Origin of the sequence: Aeromicrobium sp. NPDC092404 (genome assembly GCF_040684095.1) — a bacterium.
Lineage (GTDB): Bacteria > Actinomycetota > Actinomycetes > Propionibacteriales > Nocardioidaceae > Aeromicrobium.
Window position 1 is genome coordinate 910,721 of record NZ_JBFBFI010000002.1, and the last position, 21,193, is coordinate 931,913.

At 69.8% G+C, this 21,193-nt stretch carries 24 protein-coding genes and 1 tRNA gene; 17 read left to right on the forward strand and 8 right to left on the reverse strand.

Features of this window, described 5'->3' with window-relative positions:
- Positions 1 to 157: 157 nt before the first annotated feature.
- The 6 genes from AB0N22_RS15070 (at position 158) to AB0N22_RS15095 (ending at position 4,354) form a co-directional block, all read left to right on the forward strand.
- Positions 158 to 670 carry a cysteine dioxygenase family protein gene (locus tag AB0N22_RS15070; protein ID WP_364641826.1) on the forward strand — a complete coding sequence of 171 codons (513 nt, stop codon included), beginning with the start codon at positions 158 to 160 and terminating at the stop codon, positions 668 to 670.
- Entirely contained in the window at positions 667 to 1,095 is a 429-nt protein-coding gene (locus AB0N22_RS15075) for a rhodanese-like domain-containing protein (RefSeq protein WP_364641828.1), read from the forward strand. Before AB0N22_RS15070 ends, AB0N22_RS15075 begins: the two co-directional genes overlap by 4 nt.
- 102 nt (positions 1,096 to 1,197) lie before the next feature.
- Positions 1,198 to 2,010: an ATP-binding cassette domain-containing protein gene (locus AB0N22_RS15080; protein WP_364641830.1), complete on the forward strand. Its 813-nt coding sequence runs from the start codon at positions 1,198 to 1,200 to the stop codon at positions 2,008 to 2,010.
- Positions 2,007 to 2,663 carry an ABC transporter permease gene (locus AB0N22_RS15085; protein WP_364641832.1) on the forward strand — a complete coding sequence of 219 codons (657 nt, stop codon included), beginning with the start codon at positions 2,007 to 2,009 and terminating at the stop codon, positions 2,661 to 2,663. The genes AB0N22_RS15080 and AB0N22_RS15085 overlap by 4 nt, the downstream gene beginning before the upstream one ends.
- A gap of 79 nt (positions 2,664 to 2,742) precedes the next feature.
- Entirely contained in the window at positions 2,743 to 3,420 is a 678-nt protein-coding gene (locus AB0N22_RS15090; RefSeq protein WP_364641834.1) for an ABC transporter permease, read from the forward strand.
- Between the two features lie 28 nt (positions 3,421 to 3,448).
- The gene (locus tag AB0N22_RS15095) at positions 3,449 to 4,354 is read left to right on the forward strand and encodes an ABC transporter substrate-binding protein (protein WP_364641836.1); all 906 of its coding nucleotides are present in this window, start codon (positions 3,449 to 3,451) and stop codon (positions 4,352 to 4,354) included.
- A 60-nt stretch (positions 4,355 to 4,414) separates the two neighbouring features.
- On the opposite strand, the gene AB0N22_RS15100 is transcribed toward AB0N22_RS15095, so the two are convergent.
- Positions 4,415 to 6,574 (reverse strand): MMPL family transporter, encoded by a 2,160-nt coding sequence (locus tag AB0N22_RS15100; RefSeq protein WP_364641839.1) that lies wholly within the window; start codon positions 6,572 to 6,574, stop codon positions 4,415 to 4,417.
- Positions 6,575 to 6,751: 177 nt separating this feature from the next.
- Here AB0N22_RS15100 and AB0N22_RS15105 point away from each other — a divergent pair, with 177 nt between their 5' ends.
- Positions 6,752 to 8,068, forward strand: coding sequence for a histidine kinase (locus AB0N22_RS15105; RefSeq protein ID WP_364641842.1), 1,317 nt, complete (start codon positions 6,752 to 6,754; stop codon positions 8,066 to 8,068).
- Entirely contained in the window at positions 8,020 to 8,667 is a 648-nt protein-coding gene (locus AB0N22_RS15110) for a response regulator transcription factor (protein WP_364641845.1), read from the forward strand. Before AB0N22_RS15105 ends, AB0N22_RS15110 begins: the two co-directional genes overlap by 49 nt.
- Before the next feature lie 12 nt (positions 8,668 to 8,679).
- Here AB0N22_RS15110 and AB0N22_RS15115 read toward each other — a convergent pair whose 3' ends face one another.
- Together AB0N22_RS15115 and AB0N22_RS15120 are read right to left on the reverse strand one after the other, a co-directional pair.
- The gene (locus tag AB0N22_RS15115; protein ID WP_364641848.1) at positions 8,680 to 10,809 is read right to left on the reverse strand and encodes an MMPL family transporter; all 2,130 of its coding nucleotides are present in this window, start codon (positions 10,807 to 10,809) and stop codon (positions 8,680 to 8,682) included.
- Positions 10,809 to 11,348: a TetR/AcrR family transcriptional regulator gene (locus tag AB0N22_RS15120; RefSeq protein ID WP_364641851.1), complete on the reverse strand. Its 540-nt coding sequence runs from the start codon at positions 11,346 to 11,348 to the stop codon at positions 10,809 to 10,811. Before AB0N22_RS15120 ends, AB0N22_RS15115 begins: the two co-directional genes overlap by 1 nt.
- 114 nt (positions 11,349 to 11,462) lie before the next feature.
- On the opposite strand from AB0N22_RS15120, the gene AB0N22_RS15125 reads away from it, so the two are divergent.
- The 3 genes from AB0N22_RS15125 (at position 11,463) to AB0N22_RS15135 (ending at position 13,536) form a co-directional block, all read left to right on the forward strand.
- On the forward strand, positions 11,463 to 12,428 hold the full coding sequence (locus tag AB0N22_RS15125) for a hypothetical protein (RefSeq protein WP_364641854.1): 966 nt from the start codon (positions 11,463 to 11,465) through the stop codon (positions 12,426 to 12,428).
- Between the two features lie 62 nt (positions 12,429 to 12,490).
- A complete protein-coding gene (locus AB0N22_RS15130; RefSeq protein ID WP_364641857.1) occupies positions 12,491 to 13,306 on the forward strand; it encodes an alpha/beta fold hydrolase in 816 nt (271 codons plus the stop codon).
- Between the two features lie 8 nt (positions 13,307 to 13,314).
- The gene (locus AB0N22_RS15135; RefSeq protein ID WP_364641860.1) at positions 13,315 to 13,536 is read left to right on the forward strand and encodes a hypothetical protein; all 222 of its coding nucleotides are present in this window, start codon (positions 13,315 to 13,317) and stop codon (positions 13,534 to 13,536) included.
- A 1-nt stretch (position 13,537) separates the two neighbouring features.
- Here AB0N22_RS15135 and gluQRS read toward each other — a convergent pair whose 3' ends face one another.
- Entirely contained in the window at positions 13,538 to 14,410 is an 873-nt protein-coding gene (gene gluQRS, locus AB0N22_RS15140; protein ID WP_364641863.1) for a tRNA glutamyl-Q(34) synthetase GluQRS, read from the reverse strand.
- Positions 14,407 to 15,504, reverse strand: a complete 1,098-nt coding sequence (locus AB0N22_RS15145; RefSeq protein ID WP_364641866.1) for a serine hydrolase domain-containing protein — start codon at positions 15,502 to 15,504, stop codon at positions 14,407 to 14,409. Before AB0N22_RS15145 ends, gluQRS begins: the two co-directional genes overlap by 4 nt.
- Before the next feature lie 60 nt (positions 15,505 to 15,564).
- Here AB0N22_RS15145 and AB0N22_RS15150 point away from each other — a divergent pair, with 60 nt between their 5' ends.
- Positions 15,565 to 15,885, forward strand: coding sequence for a hypothetical protein (locus AB0N22_RS15150; protein ID WP_364641869.1), 321 nt, complete (start codon positions 15,565 to 15,567; stop codon positions 15,883 to 15,885).
- Between the two features lie 10 nt (positions 15,886 to 15,895).
- On the opposite strand, the gene AB0N22_RS15155 is transcribed toward AB0N22_RS15150, so the two are convergent.
- From AB0N22_RS15155 to AB0N22_RS15165, 3 genes are all read right to left on the reverse strand, one after another.
- A complete protein-coding gene (locus tag AB0N22_RS15155) occupies positions 15,896 to 16,342 on the reverse strand; it encodes a GNAT family N-acetyltransferase (protein WP_364641872.1) in 447 nt (148 codons plus the stop codon).
- Between the two features lie 26 nt (positions 16,343 to 16,368).
- Positions 16,369 to 16,764: a DUF1232 domain-containing protein gene (locus tag AB0N22_RS15160; RefSeq protein WP_364641875.1), complete on the reverse strand. Its 396-nt coding sequence runs from the start codon at positions 16,762 to 16,764 to the stop codon at positions 16,369 to 16,371.
- 107 nt (positions 16,765 to 16,871) lie between these two features.
- Positions 16,872 to 16,947: transfer RNA gene (locus tag AB0N22_RS15165), tRNA-Glu, on the reverse strand.
- A 67-nt stretch (positions 16,948 to 17,014) separates the two neighbouring features.
- Here AB0N22_RS15165 and AB0N22_RS15170 point away from each other — a divergent pair.
- From AB0N22_RS15170 to AB0N22_RS15190, 5 genes are read left to right on the forward strand one after another with little or no spacing between them, the layout of a single operon-like run.
- A complete protein-coding gene (locus AB0N22_RS15170; protein ID WP_364641878.1) occupies positions 17,015 to 17,365 on the forward strand; it encodes a metallopeptidase family protein in 351 nt (116 codons plus the stop codon).
- Positions 17,358 to 18,020: a pirin family protein gene (locus tag AB0N22_RS15175; RefSeq protein ID WP_364641881.1), complete on the forward strand. Its 663-nt coding sequence runs from the start codon at positions 17,358 to 17,360 to the stop codon at positions 18,018 to 18,020. Before AB0N22_RS15170 ends, AB0N22_RS15175 begins: the two co-directional genes overlap by 8 nt.
- A 4-nt stretch (positions 18,021 to 18,024) precedes the next feature.
- The gene (gene aroQ / locus AB0N22_RS15180) at positions 18,025 to 18,450 is read left to right on the forward strand and encodes a type II 3-dehydroquinate dehydratase (RefSeq protein ID WP_364641884.1); all 426 of its coding nucleotides are present in this window, start codon (positions 18,025 to 18,027) and stop codon (positions 18,448 to 18,450) included.
- A 42-nt stretch (positions 18,451 to 18,492) separates the two neighbouring features.
- Positions 18,493 to 19,872 (forward strand): FAD-binding oxidoreductase, encoded by a 1,380-nt coding sequence (locus AB0N22_RS15185; protein WP_364641887.1) that lies wholly within the window; start codon positions 18,493 to 18,495, stop codon positions 19,870 to 19,872.
- Positions 19,869 to 21,158, forward strand: coding sequence for a cyclopropane-fatty-acyl-phospholipid synthase family protein (locus AB0N22_RS15190; RefSeq protein WP_364641890.1), 1,290 nt, complete (start codon positions 19,869 to 19,871; stop codon positions 21,156 to 21,158). The genes AB0N22_RS15185 and AB0N22_RS15190 overlap by 4 nt, the downstream gene beginning before the upstream one ends.
- The last annotated feature ends 35 nt before the right edge of the window (positions 21,159 to 21,193 follow it).

The window sequence follows — 21,193 nt, forward strand, 5'->3', positions numbered from 1 at the left end:
CCCTGTCGTGCGCTTGGCGACACTCGAGGTGCCCCCGAGGCACCGTCGCTTTCAGCCTAGCCGGGGCGGCGCATAGCGCATGTCGGAGCGTCATGGGGTGCCGGTCCACGTGCTGAACCGAGCCTTTGGCGGCACGAATCGCAGCTTGTATGGGGTCATGACTGCTCGCCCCACGACTGCCCCAGCCCTGTCGCTGGCCGAGCTCGCCACCCTGACGAGCACGGTCGCCGACGACGTACGCGCCGGCCTGTACGAGGTCCACGCCGACGAGGAGAGCCGGTGGCACGTGAGGATCCGGTGCGACGAGCAGGTCGACGTCTGGCTCATCAGCTGGACGAGCGAGCAGGGCACGCAGCTGCACGACCACGGCGGCTCGTCGGGCGCGTTCACCGTGGTGAGCGGCGAGCTGAGCGAGGCGGTCTGGACGCCCGGAGCCGAGGAGCTGACGGAGACCCCACGTCGCGCAGGCGACTCGGTGATCTTCGGCGAGCATTACGTCCACGACGTCCGGAACGTCCGGACCGGGACGGCCGTCAGCGTGCACGCCTACTCGCCGCCGCTGTCGCTGATGAACTACTACGACGTCGACGGGCACCAGCTCACGCGGCTCGCCTCCGTGTGGACCGACGATCCCGAGGCCCCGGCACCGGCGTTGCAGGCGGCCTCGTGACGGCGACGTACGCGTCGGTGGACGAGCTCCTGGCCGCGGCCAGGAGCTCGATCACGCGGCTCGAACCACAGCAGGCGTACGATCGGGTGGCCGACGGCGCACTGGTCGTCGACATCCGGCCCGCGTGGCAGCGGGAATCAGACGGCGAGATTCCGGGTTCTGTCATAGTCGAGCGCAATCATCTGGAGTGGCGCCTGCACCCGGCCTCGGGTGCGAGCCTCGACCAGGCGCGCGACGGACAGGAGTGGATCGTGGTGTGCACCGAGGGCTACACGTCGTCGCTCGCAGCATCCTCGCTGGTCTCGCTCGGCCTGGCGGCCACCGACATCGTCGGCGGCATCCATGCGTGGCGCGCTGCTGGCCTGCCCGTCACGACCGGACCGACGCCCGTCGAGACCGTGGTCCCGGTGACGTCCTCGGCGTGAGATGAACCCCACCCGATTGCCGCGGGTCCGGCTTCACGCCAGACTGTGCGGAGCCCGACTGCCCAGTTCAATGCCTACCTATCGCGAGACGCGGAGGACCGCATGATCGAGTACCGCTCCATCGGCAAGACGTTCGCAGATGGCACCGAGGCGGTCGGGGACTTCAGCCTCCAGCTCCCGTCACGCACGACGACCGTGCTGGTCGGCTCGTCCGGCTGCGGCAAGACGACGCTCCTGCGCATGGTCAACCGCATGGTCGAACCCTCCCGCGGCCAGGTCCTGATCGACGACGTCGACGTCGCGACCCGCAACCCCGTCGAGCTGCGGCGCAGCATCGGCTACGTCATGCAGGCCGCAGGCCTCCTGCCGCACCGCACGGTCATCGACAACGTCGGCACGGTCCTGCGACTCAACGGCGTGGGCAAGAAGGAGACCCGCGAGCGCTCGTACGCCGTGCTGGAGACCGTCGGCCTCGACACGAGCCTCGCCAAGAAGTACCCCAGCCAGCTGTCCGGCGGTCAGCAGCAGCGCGTCGGCGTGGCCCGCGGGCTCGTGACCGACCCCAACATCCTGCTGATGGACGAGCCGTTCGGTGCCGTCGATCCGATCGTTCGCGAGGAGCTGCAGGCCGAGCTCCTGCGCCTGCAGCGCGAGCTCGACAAGACCATCGTGTTCGTCACCCACGACATCGACGAGGCGTTCCTGCTGGGCGACCAGGTCGTGATCCTCAAGAAGGGCGGCAAGATCGCACAGGTCGGCTCGCCGGCCGACATCCTCGCCGAGCCGGCCGACGACTTCGTCCGCAGCTTCATCGGGCTGGACCGCGGTCGTCGTACGTTGCGCATCGAGGAGCGTGACGGCGTCAGGCTCGTCGTCGACTCGACCGGCAAGGCCACCGGAGTCCTCCAGTCATGAGCTGGCTGCTCGACAACCGTGACTACGTGTGGGACCTGACGGTCCGCCACATGTGGCTCAGCGCGATCCCGATCGTCGTCGGCTTCCTCGTGTCGCTCCCGATCGGGTGGTACGCCAACCGGCACCATCGTCTGCGCGGCGGCCTGCTGGGCGGCATCAGCATCCTCTACACGATCCCGTCGCTGCCGCTGTTCGTGATCCTGCCCGGCATCCTCGGCACGGGGATCCTCAGCGCGACCAACGTGCTGGTGGGGCTGTCGATCTATGCCGTGGCCATCATGGTGCGCTCGGCCTCGGACGCGTTCGGCTCGGTCTCGCCGCAGGTGCTCGACGCTGCCCGGGCGTCGGGCTACTCGTCGCGCGGCCGGGCCTGGGCGGTCGAGCTGCCGCTGGCCGGTCCGGTGCTGCTCGCGGGCCTGCGGGTCGTCGCCGTCAGCACCGTGAGTCTCGTGAGCGTGGGCGCGCTGATCGGGGTGAGCAGCCTCGGCTCGCTGTTCACCGACGGTTATCAGCGTGACTTCCGCACCGAGATCGTCATCGGGATCGTCGCGACGGTCGTAGTGGCGCTGGTCTTCGACGGGCTGCTCGTGCTGGCCGGCAAGCTGCTGATGCCGTGGTCCTCCATCAGCCGGCCGACGGGTGGTGCGGCATGAGCGAGCGCCAGCGAGCGAACCATGAGGCAGGGATCATGCCGACTCCGCCGTATCGTGGGTTGTTGATGGTGGGGGCGGCATGAGCGTGGTCAACGACACCGTCGACTGGCTGACGGACTCGACGCACTGGAGCGGCGACGACGGGGTGCCGCACCGCCTGCTCGAGCACGTGGGCTACACCGCGCTGACGATCGGCATCGCCGGCGCGATCGCGATCCCGCTGGGCCTGTGGATCGGCCACACGGGCCGTCTGCGCGGACTCGCCGTGGCCGTGACCGGGGCGATGCGCGCCCTGCCCACCCTCGGCCTGCTGACGTTCATCGTGCTCTACACCGGCATCGGCCTCACCGCGCCGATCATCGCCCTGGTGGTGCTGTCGATCCCGCCGTTGCTGGCCGGGGCCTACTCCGGGCTCGAGTCGGTCGACCGCCAGTCCGTCGACGCCGCGCGTGCCATGGGCATGACCGAGTGGCAGATCCTGACCAAGGTCGAGGTGCCCCTCGCCCTGCCGCTGATCGTCGGCGGCATCCGCTCGGCGGCCCTGCAGGTCGTCGCGACGGCGACCGTCGCCGCCTTCGTCAGCCTCGGCGGCCTCGGCCGCTACATCATCGACGGCCAGAAGGTCAGCGACTACCCCCAGATGGCGGCCGGCTCGGTCATCGTCGTCGTCCTGGCCCTCGTCGTCGATGCCCTGTTCGCCGGTCTCCAGAAGCTCGCCCTCGGGGCCCGGCCCATCGCTCAACCCGCCCGCGCATGACCCACCCCCACCCACGAGAAGGAACGACATGACCATCAGCAAGCTCACGACGGCCCTGGCCGTGACCGCCCTCGGGCTCTCCCTCGCCGCGTGCGGCGGAGATCCCACCGAGGGCGACAAGGCTGCGTCCGACACGATCGTCGTCGGATCTGCCGAGTTCCCGGAGAACGCGATCATCGCCGAGATCTATGCCCAGGCGCTCGAGGCCGAGGGCGTCAAGGTCTCCAAGAAGCTCAACATCGGTGCCCGCGAGGCCTACATCAAGGCGCTCGAGAGCGGCGAGATCGACCTGGTGCCCGAGTACTCCGGCAACCTGCTGTCCTACTACGACCCCAAGACCACGGCGACCTCGCCGGAGGAGATCGACGAGGCGCTCGACGACGCACTGCCCGAGAAGCTCGAGGTCCTCGACGCCGCGCCGGCCGAGGACAAGGACTCGCTCAACGTCACGCCCGAGCTTGCCGCGTCCGAAGGCCTCAAGACCATCGCCGACCTGAAGAAGATCGACGGCCTCAAGCTCGGCGCCAACCCGGAGTTCAAGACCCGCGCGTACGGGATTCCGGGACTGGAGAAGGTCTACGGCATCACCGGCATCAAGTTCACGCCGATCAGCGACGGCGGCGGCCCCGCCACGCTCAAGGCGCTGCTGGACGGCAAGGTCGACGTCGCGGACATCTACTCCACGACGCCGTCGATCGTCGCCAACAAGCTCGTGACGCTCGAGGACCCGGAGAACCTCATCGCCTCGCAGAACGTCCTCCCGCTGATCACGGAGAAGAAGGCGAGCGACAAGGTCGAGGACATCCTCGACAAGGTCTCGGCGCAGCTGACGACCGAGGACCTGCTCGACCTCAACGCCAAGAACCAGGGCGACGACAAGACCGCGCCGGACGTCCTGGCCAAGGAGTGGCTGACCAGCAAGGGCCTGATCTAGTCCTGCAGCGCACGACGGCCCGGTCACCCTCTCGGTGACCGGGCCGTCCTGTGTGCCCGCCTAGACGAGCGCGGGCTTCGGGGCGTACGCGTCCTCGGCGCTCGTCACGTCGCCGAGGTGCTCGAGCCGGCCGCGCAGCCTCAGGAGCAGCGCGGGCAGCAGCACCAGGCGGACGAGCGTCGCATCGATCAAGATGGCGACCGAGAGGCCGATGCCCATCTGCTTCATCTCGAGCATGCTCAACGTGGCGAACACCGCGAACACCGAGACCATGACGGCCGCCGCGCTGGTGACGACGCTCGCCGTCTCGCGGATGCCGAACTCGACGGCCCGGTCGTACGGCAGACCCTGACGGAGGCCCTCACGGACCCGGCTCAGGACGAACACGTGGTAGTCCATCGACAGGCCGATCAGGACGACGAAGCAGAACAGCGGGATCCAGTCGACGACGAACCCGGAGGACTCGTAGTCGAGCAGGCCGTTGAACCAGTCGTTCTGGAACACCAGGGTCAGCACACCGAATGCCGCGCCGACCGACAGCAGGTTGAGCACGGTCGTCAGAAGTGCGATCGTGACACTGCGGAACGTCCAGCCCATCATGATGAGCGTCAGGACCAGCACGAACGCGATGACCCAGGGCAGCATGGACGGCTGCTCCTCGTAGTCGTAGTTCTCGGCGACCGTTCCGCCGACCGCCGTGTCGGCGCTGCCCAGCGAGTCCGTGGCCCGGGGGACGATGGTGTCGCGGAGCTGTTCGATGGCCTTGTCGTTGCGGACGTCGCCCTCAGGGTGCGCCGCGTACATCGAGAGCTGGACCGTGCGGCCGTCCTTCGACACCGTGACGGCATCGTCCCCAGCGGTGGCAATGCCCGAGTCGACGGCCTCCGACCGGACCGTCTCGAGCGCCGTGCGAGCAGCGTCCGTGCTGTCCTTGTCGGTGTGCACCAGCACGTCGATGCCGGGGCGCTCGGACGGGAAGCTCTGCTGCATCCGCTGGTACGCCTGCACCGCCGGGATGTCCTGCGGCAGGGTGTCGATCGTGGCCTGGTGCATGTTCATCCCCAGCGCCGGGACCGCGAGGGCCACGAGTGCGCCGCCGGAGATGACGGCCGCAGCGAGCGGCTTGCGGATGACGGGGCGGATCAGACGACCGCTGATGCCACCGGCACCAATGCGGCGGTTGAGGCGCCACAGCAGGGGGATGCGGGGGCGGTCGACCCAGCGGCCGAGCTTGGCCAGCAGCGCCGGCAGCACCGTCAGCGACCCGATCACGGCGACGACGACCACGAGGATCGAGCCGACCGCGAGGGCGCTGAAGACCGGCTCACGAGTGATGAACAGCCCGGCCATCGAGACGACGACGGCGAATCCGGACACGACGACGGCACGACCGGACGTCGCCGCGGCGATCTCGATCGCATCGATGGTGGATCGTCCGCGCATCCGCTCCTCGCGCTCGCGCTTGAGGTAGAACAGCGAGTAGTCGACGCCGACCGCCATGCCGATCAGCAGCACGACGTTGGCCACCGTGCCCGAGTCGGGCACGAGGTAGGAGATCGGGGCGTAGAGGCCCAGGCCCGTGAAGACCGACGTGATCGCGAGCAGGACCGGGATGCCGGCGGCGATGAAGGCGCCGAAGGCGATCAGCAGGATCAGGAACGTGATCGGCAGGCTCATCGACTCAGCCGATGCCAGGTCCTCGCCGACCTTGTCGTTGATGCCGGTGTCGAGCGACGCGTCGCCGGCCTGCTGGATGTCGAGCGCAGGGTGCTCCTTCTGGACGTCAGCGGTCGTGTCGATCAGGCCGCCCACGTTGTCGGCGGCGGCGTCCGCGTCCCCGCTCAGGGTGATCGGCACGAGGAGGGCGTCGCGTTCCTCGGACCAGATGGGCGGCCCGACGTCGGCCACGCCCTTGACGTCGACAGCCGCCTGCGACAGCTGGGTGGCGGCGGCCTCGGCCTGGGTCTCGTCGAGCGTCCCCTCGGCGGCGGTGACGAGGACCGACTCGGTCGGGCTCGCCTCGAGCCCGGCGGCGTCGATCATGGCGGCGGCCCGCCCGGACTCGCCGACGCGGAAGTCCTCGTCGGCGACCTGCTTGGTGGGAACCGTGATCATGAGGGCGATCGCCGAGATCACGAACGCGACCCAGAGACCGATCGCGCGCCAGGGGTGGGTCGCGCTCCAACGAGCGACCCTGACGGTGGGAGATGTCGAAGACATGAGGAGTCCTTCTCTCGATATGGCTGGTTCGAATGTCCGGTCACCAGCCTCGTGATCCGGGCGATCGCGCGACATGGTGCTGAAACCCCGATCGGGAGTAGGTCTGAGCCCACTGTCAGCGGCCGGCCGATGCGCGAGGATTGGGACGGATCACCCACCTGAATCGGAGCACCCGCCATGAGCACCACCGTCCCCGTCGCCTCGCCGTTCGAGGGAGAGACGTTCCTCGCCGGGCTGTCGCGCCGGCTGAAGCTGAGTGCCCTGGCGATCGCGTACGTCCTGCTGGCGGTGCCGGCGGTCGCGCTCGTGTGCATCCTCACCACGGCTCTCGGCGTCGCGATCGTCGGCGTCGGCATGGCGCTCCTGCTGATCTTCGTGCCGGTCAACCAGCTGCTCGCCAACGTGCATCGCCGGATGGCCGGCCGCATCCTCGGGATCCGCATCGAGCGGCCCTATCACTCGACGAAGTCCGTGTCGGGCTTCGGCCTGCTCAAGCGGTGGGCCGCCGACCCGGCCCGCTGGCGCGACTTCGCCTGGACGTACATGTCGGTGACGATCGGCTGGGTCCTGGCCTGGATCGCCTTCGGGCTCGGGCTGGGCGTGATCTGGTACCTCTTCTTCCCGTTCGTCTACTGGGTCACCCCTGACGGCGTCTTCGACATGAACTACGGATTCTTCACCCTGGACACCCAGGCCGAGGCGTTCTACGAGTGGGTGTGGCTCCTCGTCGCCTTCAGCCTCTGGTGGTGGCTCATGCCGGTGCTGATGCGCTGGCGGGCCGAGCTCGACCGCGCGATGCTGTCGCCCACGCGCGAGCTCCTCGAGCGTCGCGTCGCCGAGGTCTCGCAGTCGCGGGCCGAGACGATCGACCACTCCGCCGCCGAGCTCCGTCGCATCGAGCGGGACCTGCACGACGGCGCCCAGGCCCGGCTCGTCGCGCTCGGCATGAACCTGGGGATGGCCGAGGAGATGCTGGCCAAGGACCCTGCCGGCGCTGCGGCGATGCTGGCCGAGGCGCGAGCCGTCACGACCTCCGCGCTGGGCGACCTCCGGTCGGTCGTCCGCGGGATCCACCCACCGGTGCTCGCCGATCGCGGACTCGCCGGCGCCATCCAGGCCCTCGCCCTCGACATGTCGCTGCCGGTGTCGGTGATGATCGACCTCTCCGGGCGGCCCGCGGCGCCGGTGGAGTCCGCGGCCTACTTCGCGACGAGCGAGCTGCTCGCCAACATCGGCAAGCACTCCGGCGCCACCCGGGCGGTCATCGAGGTCACGCACGACGGCCGAGCCCTCAAGGTCGTCGTGCAGGACGACGGGCGGGGCGGCGCGGCCGTGTCCGCGGGGACGGGTCTTGCGGGGGTCGCGAGACGCCTTGCGGCCTTTGACGGCACGATGGACGTGGTCAGCCCCGCCGGTGGGCCGACAGTGGTCACCCTGGAGGTTCCGTGCGCGTTGTCATCGCCGAAGATCTCGCCCTCCTCCGGGACGGGTTGACCCGGCTCCTCGAGGCGTACGACTTCGAGGTGGTGGCAGCCGTCGACGACGCGGAGAAGCTCGCCGAGGTGCTGCGCACCGCCGAGGTCGACATCGCGGTGGTGGATGTCCGCATGCCGCCGACCTTCACCGACGAAGGGCTCCGGGCGGCGATCGCGGCGCGGGCCGAGCGGCCGGGGTTCCCGGTGCTGGTGCTGTCCCAGTACGTGGAGCAGCTGTATGCCCGCGAGCTGCTCGGCAGCGGCGACGGCGCGGTCGGCTACCTGCTCAAGGACCGGGTGGCCGACGTCGTGACCTTCGTCGACGCCGTGCGTACGGTCGCCGGGGGCGGCACGGTGCTGGACCCCGAGGTCGTCTCGACCCTGATCGCCCGGGCGCAGCCCGACAGCCCGATCACGCGCCTCACGGACCGGGAGCGCGAGGTGCTGGGCCTCATGGCGGAGGGCCGGTCGAACGCCGCGATCGCCGCTGCGCTCTTCGTGACCGAGAAGGCGATCAGCAAGCACACCAGCAACATCTTCATGAAGCTGGACCTCGACGCCGACGACGACAGCAACAACCGTCGCGTGCTGGCCGTCATCGCGTACCTGCAGGGCTGAGCCGCTCAGCGGTCAGGCGTCGACGCGGTCCCGTTCGAGCTCGGCCGGATCGCCCTCGCTGAGCCCGATCCGGTCGTGCAACCGGCGCAGCGGTCCCGGCGCCCACCAGTTGCGGCGGCCGAGCATGGCCATCAGCGACGGGACGAGCATCGCCCGGACGATCGTCGCGTCGATCAGCACGGCGAGGGCGGTCCCGATGCCGAGCTCCTTGATGAAGATGATCTCGGACGTCGCGAAGGCGCCCAGCGCGATCGCGAACAGCAGCGCCGCGGCCGTGACGATGCGTCCCGTGCGCTGCAGGCCCAGCGCGACCGACTCGCGCTCGCCCGCGCCGGCGTCCCGAGCCTCCTTGATCCGCGTCAGCAGGAACACCGCGTAGTCGGTGGACAACCCGAAGACGACGGCGAACAGGAACACCGGCTGCGTCGACTCGAGCGCGCCCTGGCTGGTGTAGTCGAGGAGTCCCTCGAACCGGCCGTCCTGGAAGATCAGCACCAGCACGCCGAACGTGGCGCTGATCGTGAGGACGTTCATCAGGAGCGCCTTGAGCGGCAGGACGACCGAGCCGGTCATGAGGAACAGCGTGATGAACGTCAGCGCTGCGAGGATCAGCAGGGCCAACGGGATGTTCGCGGCGATCGAGTCGACCTGGTCGACCTGCTCGGCGCTGGCGCCACCGACCAGGACCGAGCCCGGCGCGTCGACGTCGCGGATCTCGCCGACGAGGTCGAGGGTCTGCTCGTCAAGCGTCGGCTTCGCCGGGACGACGTCCAGCTGCCACGTGTCGTCGCCCAGGAACCGCGGCTCGGCGACCTGTGCCGCCCCGTCGAGCGAGCCCAACGCCGAGGCGTACGCCTGCACGTCCTCGCCGGCGGACTCCGGCGCCGTGACGGCGACGACGAGCGGCGACGACTCGGCTCCCACGAAGTCCTGACGCAGGGTCGTGTCGACGGTCTTGGCCTGGCTGCCTTCGGGCAGGACCGTGGCGTCGACGCCCGTGAACTTCACGCCGAGGAACGGTGCGCCCAGCGCCAGCAGGATCGCGGCGCCCGCGATGGCCGTCCCGACGGGGAACCGCATGACGAACTTCGACACCCGGTACCAGAACCCCTGCACCTCGGCCCGCGACTCGGCGACCTGCGCCGCGCGCCACCGCTTCGGCGCCCAGGCGTTGATCCGGTGCTCGAGCACGGCGAACAGGGCCGGCAGGACGATGAGCGACACCGCGGCCGCGGCAAGGGCCACGACGGTCACCCCGATGCCCATCGAGTAGAGGAAGCGCAAGGGGAACACCAGCAGCGCGAGACCGGCGCCGGCGACCGTGACCGCGGAGAAGGCGACGGTACGTCCGGCGGTGGCGACGGTCCGACGTACGGCCTCCGCGCCCGGTCCCACCCGCTCCAGCTCCTCGCGATAGCGAGAGACCAGGAAGAGGGAGTAGTCGATCGCCAGGCCGAGGCCGAGGCCGGTGATGAGGTTCAGCGCGAAGATCGAGATGTCGACGAGCTCGTTGATGCCGCGCACGATCAGCAGCGACGTGACGATCGTCAGGCCGCCGACGAGCAGGGGCAGCAGCGCGGCGACGGCCGAGCGGAAGACCCACAGCGACACGAGGAACAGCAGGGGGAACGCGATGATCTCCGCCGTGACGAGATCGGCCTCGACGTTCTCGTTGACCTCCTGGTAGGCCGGGCCGAAGCCGCCCACCTGAACGCCGTCGACCTCGGCGAGCTCCTCGCGGAGGTGCTCGGTCGTCTCGTCGGCGTCGACGCCGGACTTGTAGGTCACGGCGAAGAACGTCTGTGAGCCGTCCTTCGAGACGAACTGCTGGCCCGCCTCGGGGCCACCGGCGACGACCAGGTCGGGCTCGGACAAGATCTCCTGCGTCTCGGCGATCGCCTCCTGGTCGTCGACGTCGACGAGGGCGATGAGGCTCGGGGCGGCATCCTGGCCGGCTGCCCTCTCGATCTGCTCGATCGCCTGCGCGCTCGGGGCGCCGGTGTCGGAGAACGAGTCGTTGTCGCTGTTGAGCAGTCCTGCCACGGGCCCGCCGAGCACGCCGGCGATCACGAAGAACAGGACCGTCACGCCCAGGACGCGCCGGGGATGGGTGTTGGCCAGGCGGCCGAGTGCACTGAACATCAGAACTCCTTTGCCACGGCGAGCGGGTCGCCGTACAGCTCGGTGAGGTCGAGGGCGGCCACCACGGTGAGCAGCATTCCCTGGGCCATGAAGTCGCGGACCTCGTCCGCGCCGGCGCCACTCAAGGCGGCGATGTCCTGCCAGATCTCGCGGTACGTCCGCTGGGCGACGTCCTTGATGGCGGGGTCGGAGCCTGCTGCCCAGGTGTGCAGCTGGCAGCGCATCGAGTTGACGTCGTCCTCCATGAAGCCGATGTAGGCCATCGCCATGGCCTCCAGCGGCGACGTGTCGGGGTCGCGCTGCTCGACGGCTTCGCGGAAGGTCCGGCGCAGCGTCGTGGTGTGGTGCTCGATCGCAGCGCCGATGAGTCCGGCCTTGGTGCCGAAGAGCCGGAACAGGTACGGCTGGGAGACTCCGGCGCGTTCCGCGATGACCTCGGTGGACGTCGCGTGCATGCCGGAGCGGCCGTACTCCTCGATCGCTGCCTCGAGGATCAGGACCTTGCGGTCCTCGGACTTCATGCGGGTGGCCGGGCTCATGCACGTTAAGTTAGTGATGACTCACAAACTTGTCAACGAGTTATGTGAAAGTCGCCTGCGGAGCGGGTGACGCCCGATACTCTGACGCCCTGTCACCATCCACCGGAGGCCCGCATGACCCGTCATCTTCGCCTGCTCGCCGCTCTCGTCGCGGCGTTCGCACTCGCCGCAGCAGGACTCGTCACCACCTCGGCGCAGGCCGCCGTCGCCGTATCGGTGTCCGGCCGTGTCGTCGACTCCGACGGCGTCGGCGTCCGCGGACTGACCCTCGAGGCGCACATCGGTGACGGGGAGGACGAGGACGACTACGCCTACCTCGGCTCGACCAGGACCGGTGGCACGTTCAGCACCACTGCGTACGGCGACCTCCGCCCCGGCACGTGGACGCTGACAGTGTCGGACGACGACGACAACCCCGAGTACGCCACGACGAGCAAGCAGATCACCCTCGTGGCAGGTGCCAACGCGCTCGGCGACATCGTGGTCCAGCCCACGTCGTACGCCGAGGGCTCGGTGACGGCGCCGTCGGGCCGCAAGCTCAAGAACGTCTCGGTCCTCGCCCTCCCGGGTGACGGGACCTTCCCGGACGAGGAGGATCCGACGTTCTTCGAGAACATCGGCTTCGCCGAGACGGACGAGACCGGTGGCTTCCGCATGGCCGGCCTGGGCGTCGGACCGTACACGGCGTTCCCGATCTTCGAGTACGACGTCGCCCCGTCCGGCCGCCGTGCGTCGTTCATCGTCGAGACCGCCGGTCAGACCGTCACCGGCGTGAACCTGACGAAGATCAAGGTCTACCCCTCCACGGTGCACATTGCCGGGACGTCACCCGCCAAGGGCAAGGCCACGCTGAACCTCAAGGTCAGCGCGCTCTACTACGGCATCACGAACCCCGGCGGCCGGTTCGACCTCTACCTCGGAACCAAGAAGATCCGGTCCGCCGTCGGCTTCACCGCCGGCAAGCGCACCGTCAACCTGACGGGCCTCGGCAAGGGCAAGCGCACGTTCCGGTTCAAGTACCTCGGGTCGACCGACACGCGCCAGAAGTGGTCGAACAAGATCACCGTCACGATCAAGTAGCCCGGCATCTGGCGATCCGCAGCCTCCACTGCCATGCTCGGTGACGAAAACAGGAGGTCTGGATGCCACTCGTCGAGGTCAACGGCGCCAAGCTGAACATCGAGGACACCGAGGCCCCGGTGGGCCGACCGGATGCGGCGACCGTCGTGTTCGGGCACGGCCTGCTCTTCAGCGGACGGATGTTCGACGACCAGGTCGATCGGCTGGCACCGCGCTACCGGTGCGTGACGATCGACTGGCGTGGGCAGGGCCGGTCGCCGGCCGCGGACGGTGGCTACGACATGGACACCCTCGCCGAGGACGCTGTCGCGGTGATCCACGAGCTGGGCCTCGGCAAGGTGCACTGGGTCGGCCTGTCGATGGGTGGCTTCGTCGGCATGCGGCTCGCCGCCCGGCGACCCGAGCTCATCCGGTCCCTGAGCCTGCTCGACACCAGCGCCGGCCCGGAGGACCCCGAGAAGGTCTCCCAGTACCGGCTGCTGGCCAAGATCTACGGGCTGTTCGGTCTCGGTCCGGTGGCCTCGAGGGTCAAGCCCTTGATGTTCGGGCGGACCTACCTGTCGAGCCCGCGCTCGGAGCCGCAGATCGAGGCGTGGCTCAACGAGGTCAAGGCGGCCAAGCGCTCGGGCATGAAGCAGGCCATCTACGGGGTCACCGATCGCGAGCCCATCGCCGCCGAGCTGAGCAGCATCAGCTCGCCCACCCTCGTCGTCGTGGGCGCCGACGACGTCGCGACGCCGGTCGCCAAGGCCGAGGAGATCAACAAGCTGATCCCCGGATCCCGACTGGAGATCGTTCCGGACGCGGGCCACTCCAGCACGATCGAGCAGCCGGACGCCATCAGCGACCTGCTCGAGACCTTCATCGACCAGAACTAGGGGACGACATGCACAGCCTGCTCGCCGCAGAGGAGAACACAGCCGCTCAGACCGCCGGAACGCTGACCTTCTTCGTCGTGGTCGCCGCCCTCAGCATCTGGCTGATCGTGAGTGGCAACCAGCAGGTCAGGGCCACCCAGGGCGACAAGGGCGGGACCAAGCGGATCATCGGCTGGATCCTGGTCGTCCTCGTGGTGCTGGGGACCGTGGGCAGGCTCGCGCAGGCCTGACCTAGGCCGTCGGCACGTAGACCCACGGCTCCCGCGGCAGCTCCGCCGGCTCGAACGAGGCGAGCAGCTCCTCGGGCGTACGTCCGTCGAGCCCGAGCGAGCCGGCGATCAGCCCGAGGACGTCGACGCCGGTGTCCTGCAGCTCGACCCGGGTCACGGCACCGTCGCGCTTGGCGAGCCGCTGACCCTCTGCGTTGAGCGCCAGGGGCACGTGCACGTACGCCGGGGGTGTGGCCCCGAGGAGCGTCGCGAGCCAGGCCTGCCGCGGAGCGGAGGCCAGCAGGTCGTCGCCGCGCACCACCTGGTCGACGCCCTGTGCGCTGTCGTCGACGACGACCGCGAGGTTGTAGGCCGGGACGCCGTCGCCGCGGCGGATCACGAAGTCGTCGACCGCGCCCTCGTACGTCCCGTGGATCTCGTCGTGCACCGTGAAGGTCGCGACGTCGGAGCGCACGCGCAGCGCCGCGGGCCGCAGCGCTCGTCGCTCGGCCCGCTCCACGTCGGTGAGGTCGCGGCAGGTGCCCGGATAGGCGCCCGGCGGATGGTGCGGGGCGGTCGGCGCCTCGAGGATCTCCCTGCGGGTGCAGAAGCACTCGTAGACGAGGCCCTGGTCGCGGAGGCGGGCGATCGTGGCGTCGTACAGGTCGAGCCGTTCGGACTGGCGCACCGGCTCGCCGTCCCAGTCGAGACCGAGTGCGCGCAGGTCGGCGAGCTGCCGTTGCTCGGCGCCGGGACGCACGCGGTCGAGGTCCTCGACCCTGATGAGGAAGTCGCGGTCCGTGTGCCGAGCCCACAGCCAGGCGAGGAGCGCCGTGCGCAGGTTGCCGACGTGCAGGTCGCCCGAGGGAGAAGGGGCATAGCGTCCGGCGCTCACGCGTCCAGTATGTCGCCGGGCAGCAGGCGCTCGATCTCCTCCCAGACCGCGTCGACCCGGTCGTGCGTCGCCAGGCCGCGGGTGACGTACGCGCACGCGTACCCCTTGGCGGTCGAGAACCATGCCGAGGAGCCGCCGATGCCGCCCATGCCGATCTCGACGGCGTCGCGCTGGAAGCCCAGCGTCCACGTCGCCTCGCGGTCGAGCACGAGGTCGTGCCCCGTGGCCTGGACGGAGGTGTACTCGCGGAGCAGCTCAGGACCGAGCAACCGGGCGACGGGGCCGTCAGGGTCGAGCAGCTCGGCGTAGAACCGGGCCAGTGCCGGTGCCGTGGCGTGCAGGGCGATCGCGGGGAACCAGCCCGACCGCCAGTCCTTGCCGTTGACCACGTCGACCTCGAGCGGGCCTGCGGGCCGCCCGAGCGAGGCGGTCAGCGCGGTGTTGGTGCTGTCGAGATATCCCGCGGCCCAGCCCGGCCGGGCGTACGTCAGGTCGGCGACCCGCGGCAGGTCGGCCTCCGGCACCGAGAGGTGCAGGTCCCAGCCGTGCGCGGCGGCGAGCTCCGCGAAGCGGTCGGCGAGGCCCTGGCCGGTGGCGCGCTGCACGACGCCGTGCAGCAGGTGCCCGTACGTCAGGGCGTGCTCGGCGATGCCCTGCCCGGGCGGGTGGAAGGGCGCGGCCTCGGCGAGCAGCTCGACGAGCGCCTCGCCGTCGAGGGGGTCGATCGATGCGGCTGAGTCCGGGAACGCGAAGAGCCCGGACTGGTGCGACAGGACGTGCCGCAGGGTCGTGGGGGCCTTGCCGTGCCCGCTGAACTCCGGCCACACGTCCGCGATCGGCTGGTCGAGGCCGATCGCGCCCTCGGCGACCACGCTCAGGGCCGTGAGGGCGGCGAACGGCTTGGCCACCGAGTAGGTGTGGGCGAGGGTGTCGGGCTGCCACGGGTCGCCGGCCGCGTTGCGGGTGCCGACCGCGAGGTTCACGACCTCGGCGCCGTCGTGCCACACCGAGACGCCGGCGCCGACCTCGGTGCCGGCCTCGACGGATTGCTGGACGAGGTCGCCGATCGACGACCAGTCGGTCTCACGTGTCATGGCGCCACGGTGCCACAGACACGACGCGCGGGAGGTGTGCGGCCCAACTACGCTCGAGCCATGGCCGACATCCACACACCGGACGAGCCCGACTCCGTGGCGGATCGCCCGATCGGCACCCGCTCGTTCATCTACGGCACCAAGACGCTGGCGACCGCGGTCGTCGCGCTGGTCCTGAGCATCGCCAACGGCGGCGACACCGCGCCGGCGTTCTGGGTGCTGGTGTCGGCGGGCGTGCTCGGGGTGATGTTCAGCCTCATCGAGCGCACCACCACGCGTGGGGCCGAGGTGGTCAGCCACCGCCGGGTCAACCTCGACGTCGTGGGCACGGTCCTGCTGGCGGTGGTCGTCAACCTCGTGGTGCACATCGCCCAGCGCTGACCCCGCTCGATCAGGGCAGGGGCTTCTCGTAGTGCTTGTAGACCGTGTCGGCCTCGTAGCCGCTGCGGTCGTAGACGGCCTGGGCGCGCAGGTTGGTGTGCGCCGTCGCCAGCTCGATCGCGATCGCACCGGCCTCGACCGCGAGGGTCGCGGCGGTGTCGAGCAGGGCGTCGACCGCGCCGGTGCCGCGGGCGTCCTCCGACACGAACAGGTCGTTGAGGATCCAGATCGGCGCCAGCCTCGTCGAGGAGAACGCGGGGTAGATCTGGCTGAACCCGACCGGCTGGTCGGCGTCGTCGCGGGCGATCAGCACGATCGACTCGTCGCGAGCCAGCCGGCTGGCGAGGAAGCTCGCCGAGGCGTCGAGGTCGTACGGCTCACCGTAGAACTCCCGGTACGCCGCGAAGAGCGGTGCGGCCTGGGAGACGTCGGAGAGCTGCGCGCGGATGACCTTCACGGGAACAGCGTCCCACGGAACCGCCGTCAGCAGAGCGTACGGACGACGCGCAGTCCCTCGGGCGTACCCGGCCAGTGCCGTTCGAGTGCATCCGGACCGGCCCGCCTGACGACCGACCTGAGGACGATCGCGACGACCACGACGTCGTCGGCGTAGCCGAGCACCGGGATGAAGTCGGGCACGAGATCGACCGGCATCGCGAGGTAGCCGATCAGCAGCACGAGCCGGATGCGGATGCCGCGCGGCAGCGTGCGGTCGCCCGCGAGGCCTTTGAGGAGGCGCAGCAGGTCCGGCACCAGGCGCACGGCGTCGCGCAGGGTCAGGTCGTCCGGCTTCGCCCGCCACAGCACCGCCAGCATGACGAGCCAGACGAGCACGAGGCTCGCGGCGACGACCCCCGCGATGGCGACCCAGTCCGGCATCCCTGAATCCTCCCACCCTGCCGTGGGAGTGACGACGTGCAGGCGACACGCCGGTGCGAGCCTGCAGATCGTCACGCTCAGCGTGGAGCACGCTCAGCGTGGAGCTGTGGCACCCCCAACGGGATTCGAACCCGTGCTACCGCCGTGAAAGGGCGGCGTCCTAGGCCGCTAGACGATGGGGGCCGGAAAACCCGTTCAGCATAGTGGGTGAGACAGGTGCCGCCCAAACCGCATCAGGCAGGATGGACGCATGATCGAGGTCAGCGAGGACCGTTTCGCCGAGCTCGTCGAGGCCGCGTTCGCCGCCGTGCCCGCCGAGCTCGCGGCGCTCCTCGACAACGTCGTGCTGTTCATCGAGGACGACGCGCCTGCGGACGACCCGACGCTGCTCGGCTTCTACGACGGCATCCCGCTGACGGAGCGCGACACGTCCTACGGCGGGGTCATGCCCGACCGGATCTACGTCTACCGCAACCCGACGCTGGCGATCTGCGACACCGAGGAGGACGTCGTCGAGGAGGTCGGCATCACGGTCGTGCACGAGATCGCCCATCACTTCGGCATCGAGGACGACCGGCTGCACGAGCTCGGCTATGCGTGAGATCCGCCGGGCCGACGACCGGTTCCGCACCGTCGGCGACGGGGTGTCGACGTGGCACAGCTTCTCGTACGGCGCGCACTACGACCCCGACAACGTGGGCTTCGGCCCGATCGTCGCGATCAACACCGAGCGCATCGAGGCCGCTCGCGGCTACGAGCTGCATCATCACGCCGACGTCGAGATCGTGACGTGGGTCCTCGAGGGGGCCCTGCAGCACCAGGACGGCACGGGCCATCGCGGCGTCGTGCGGCCCGGCACGGCTCAGCGCCTCAGCGCCGGCACCGGCGTGCAGCACTCGGAGGAGAACGCCTCGGCCGACGAGCCGTTGGTGTTCGTGCAGATGATGCTGCGCTCGGACCACGACGGCGAGCCCGACTACGCGCAGGCGGCGGTCCCGCTGGAGCCCGGCGTGCTGACGCCGACGGTCGACGTCCACGCCGCCGCGGAGCTGTTCGTCGTACGCCTGGGGGAGGGGCAGGGCGTGACGGTGCCCGCAGCCGGGCGCAGCCTGGTCCACGTCACGACGGGTGCGGTCGTGCTCGGGGACACCGTCCTGACCAGTGGCGATGAGGCCCGTCTGACGGACGAGGGCGCGTACGATCTGAGTGCTGCCGGCGACGGCGGCGACGTCCTGGTCTGGCAACTGCAGAGGTGAACGCATGACGGTCCTCGTCCTCAACGGCCCCAACCTCGGCCGGCTCGGCGTGCGGGAGCCTGACGTCTACGGCACCGCGACGTACGCCGACCTGGTGGCCCGCTGCGAGGAGGTCGCCAAGGAGGCCGGGATCGAGGTCGACGTGCGGCAGACCGACACCGAGGCCGAGATGATCGGCTGGCTGCACGCCGCCGCAGACGTCGGGTCGCCCGTGATCCTCAACGCCGGCGCGTGGACCCACACCTCGGTCGCGGTCCGCGACGCGGCGAGCCAGCTCAGCGCCCCTCTTGTCGAGGTGCACCTCAGCAACGTCCACGCCCGCGAGGCGTTCCGCCACACCTCCTACCTCAGCGACATCGCCGCCGCGGTCGTCGTGGGCATGGGCCTCGAGGGGTATGCGGCAGCCATTCGCTATCTCGCCGCGCCTTAGGCCGACCTCTGGGACCGGCTGTCCGCCCCCGGGTCTAACCTGATGGACGTGAAAGGTTGGCAGGCCCACGGGGAAGCCGTTGACCGGCTGCTGGCGTCCTACGGGCGGATAGCGCCGGGGGACCGCATTCGCCTGGCCAAGAAGACGTCCAACCTGTTCCGCCCCCGCCAGGGCAACGACGCGCCGGGCCTCGACGTCAGCGGCCTCGACGGGGTCATCGCCATCGACACCGAGGCACAGACCGCCGACGTGCAGGGCATCTGCACCTACGAGCAGCTCGTCGCCGAGACGCTGCCGCTGGGCTTCATCCCCTACGTCGTCCCCCAGCTGCGCACCATCACGCTCGGTGGCGCGGTGACCGGGCTGGGCATCGAGTCGACGTCGTTCCGCAGCGGGCTGCCGCACGAGTCCGTGCTCGAGCTCGACATCCTGACCGGTTCCGGCGACGTCGTCACGGCGGCACCCGACGGTGAGCACGCCGACCTGTTCGAGGCGTTCCCCAACTCCTACGGCAGCCTCGGCTACGCCACGCGGCTGCGGATCAAGCTCGAGAAGGTCCCGCCGTTCGTCACGCTGCGCCACGTGCAGGTCGCCGACGCCGCGGCCGCGGTCAAGGCCGTCGAGGTCATCGCCGAGACCGGCGAGTGGCACGGCGAGCGCGTCGACGGGCTCGATGGCACGGCCTTCAGCCCGGACGAGATCTACCTGACCCTGGCGCACTTCGTCGACGAGCCGGGCAACCGCGGGTCCCACGCCGTCAGCGACTACACGGGCCAGCAGATCTACTACCGCTCGATCCAGCAGCGCGAGACCGACACCCTGACCATGAACGACTACATCTGGCGGTGGGACACCGACTGGTTCTGGTGCTCGGGAGCCTTCGGCGCGCAGAACCCCTGGGTCCGCAGGGTGTGGCCCGCCAGGTGGCGGCGCAGCGACGTCTACCACCGGCTCGTCGGCCTCGACGAGAGGATCGGCCTCAGCAAGGTCCTCGACCGGGTCAAGAAGGTGCCGGGTCGCGAGCGGGTGATCCAGGACATCGAGGTGCCGCTGGACCGCCTGCCCGAGTTCCTGGCCTGGTTCGACGCCGAGGTCGGCATGCGCCCGGTGTGGCTGTGCCCGCTGCGCACGACCCGCCCGTGGCCGGTCTACCCGTTGACGCCCGGCGAGACCTACGTCAACGTCGGGTTCTGGGGCACCGTCGAGGTGCCGGCCGGTTCCCCCGACGGCATGGTCAACCGCCGGATCGAGGAGTTCGTGCACGACCTCGGCGGGCACAAGTCCCTCTACTCCGAGGCGTTCTACGACCAGGACACGTTCGACCAGATGTACGGCGGCGAGGTGCTCGCCGCCGCCCGCGGGCGGTACGACCCCGAGGGCAGACTGAGCACCCTGTTCGAGAAAGCGGTGAGGAACTCATGACCACGGACGTGGGAGTACGGCTGACGATCGCTGACGCGCTGGGCCGGCTCATGAAGGACGGACTGCCCTTCAGGTTCGAGGCGTTCGACGGCAGCGTCGCAGGCCCCGAGGACGCCCCCATCAGGATGCGGCTCGTCAACGAGCGCGGCCTGTCCTACCTGATGACCGCCCCCGGCGACCTCGGCTTCGCGCGGGCGTACGTCTCGGGCGATCTCGAGCTCGAGGGGGTCCACCCGGGCAATCCCTACGACGCCATGGTCCTGATCATGAGCCAGCTGCGCTTCAAGGTCCCGTCGGCGCCCGAGATGGTGCAGATCGTCCGCAGCCTGGGCTTCGGCAACCTCAAGCCCCCGCCGCCGCCGCCCGAGGAGCACCTGCCCAAGTGGCGCCGCGCGATGGAGGGGCTGCGCCACAACAAGAAGCGCGACGCCGAGGCGATCCACCACCACTACGACGTCTCCAACCGGTTCTACGAGCTCGTGCTCGGCCCGTCGATGACCTACACCTGCGCGGTCTTCCCCGGGCCTGACGCCACCCTCGAGGAGGCGCAGTTCGAGAAGTACGACCTGATCGCCCGCAAGCTCGACCTCAAGCCCGGCCAGCGCCTGCTCGACATCGGCTGCGGCTGGGGTGGCATGGTGCGGCACGCCGCCAAGCACTACGGCGTCAAGGTGATCGGGGTGACCCTGTCGCGCGAGCAGGCCACCTGGGCGCAGGACGAGATCAAGCGCCAAGGGCTGGACCACCTCGCCGAGGTCCGCTTCATGGACTACCGCGACGTGACCGAGACCGACTTCGACGCGATCAGCTCGATCGGGCTGACCGAGCACATCGGCGTCCGCAACTACAACGCCTACTTCGGGTTCATGCGCGACCACCTCAAGGTCGGCGGCCGCCTGCTCAACCACTGCATCACCCGGCCGCACAACAAGACGATGTCGACCGGCGCGTTCATCGACCGCTACGTCTTCCCTGACGGCGAGCTCACCGGCGTCGGGCGCATCACGACAGCGGTGCAGGACAACGGCCTCGAGGTGCGCCACGTCGAGAACCTGCGCGAGCACTACGCCCTGACGCTCAAGGGCTGGTGCGACAACCTGGTCGAGCACTGGGACGAGGCGCTGGGCGAGGTGAGCCTCGGCCGGGCCAAGGTGTGGGGCATCTACATGGCCGGGTCGCGGCTGGCGTTCGAGCGCAACGAGATCGAGCTGCACCACGTGCTGGCGGTCAAGACCGACGCGCACGGCAACGCCGACTGGCCGCTGCGCCCGACCTGGCTCAGCTGACCGGCAGCGCCCGGCGCTGACGCGAGGGCGTCAGT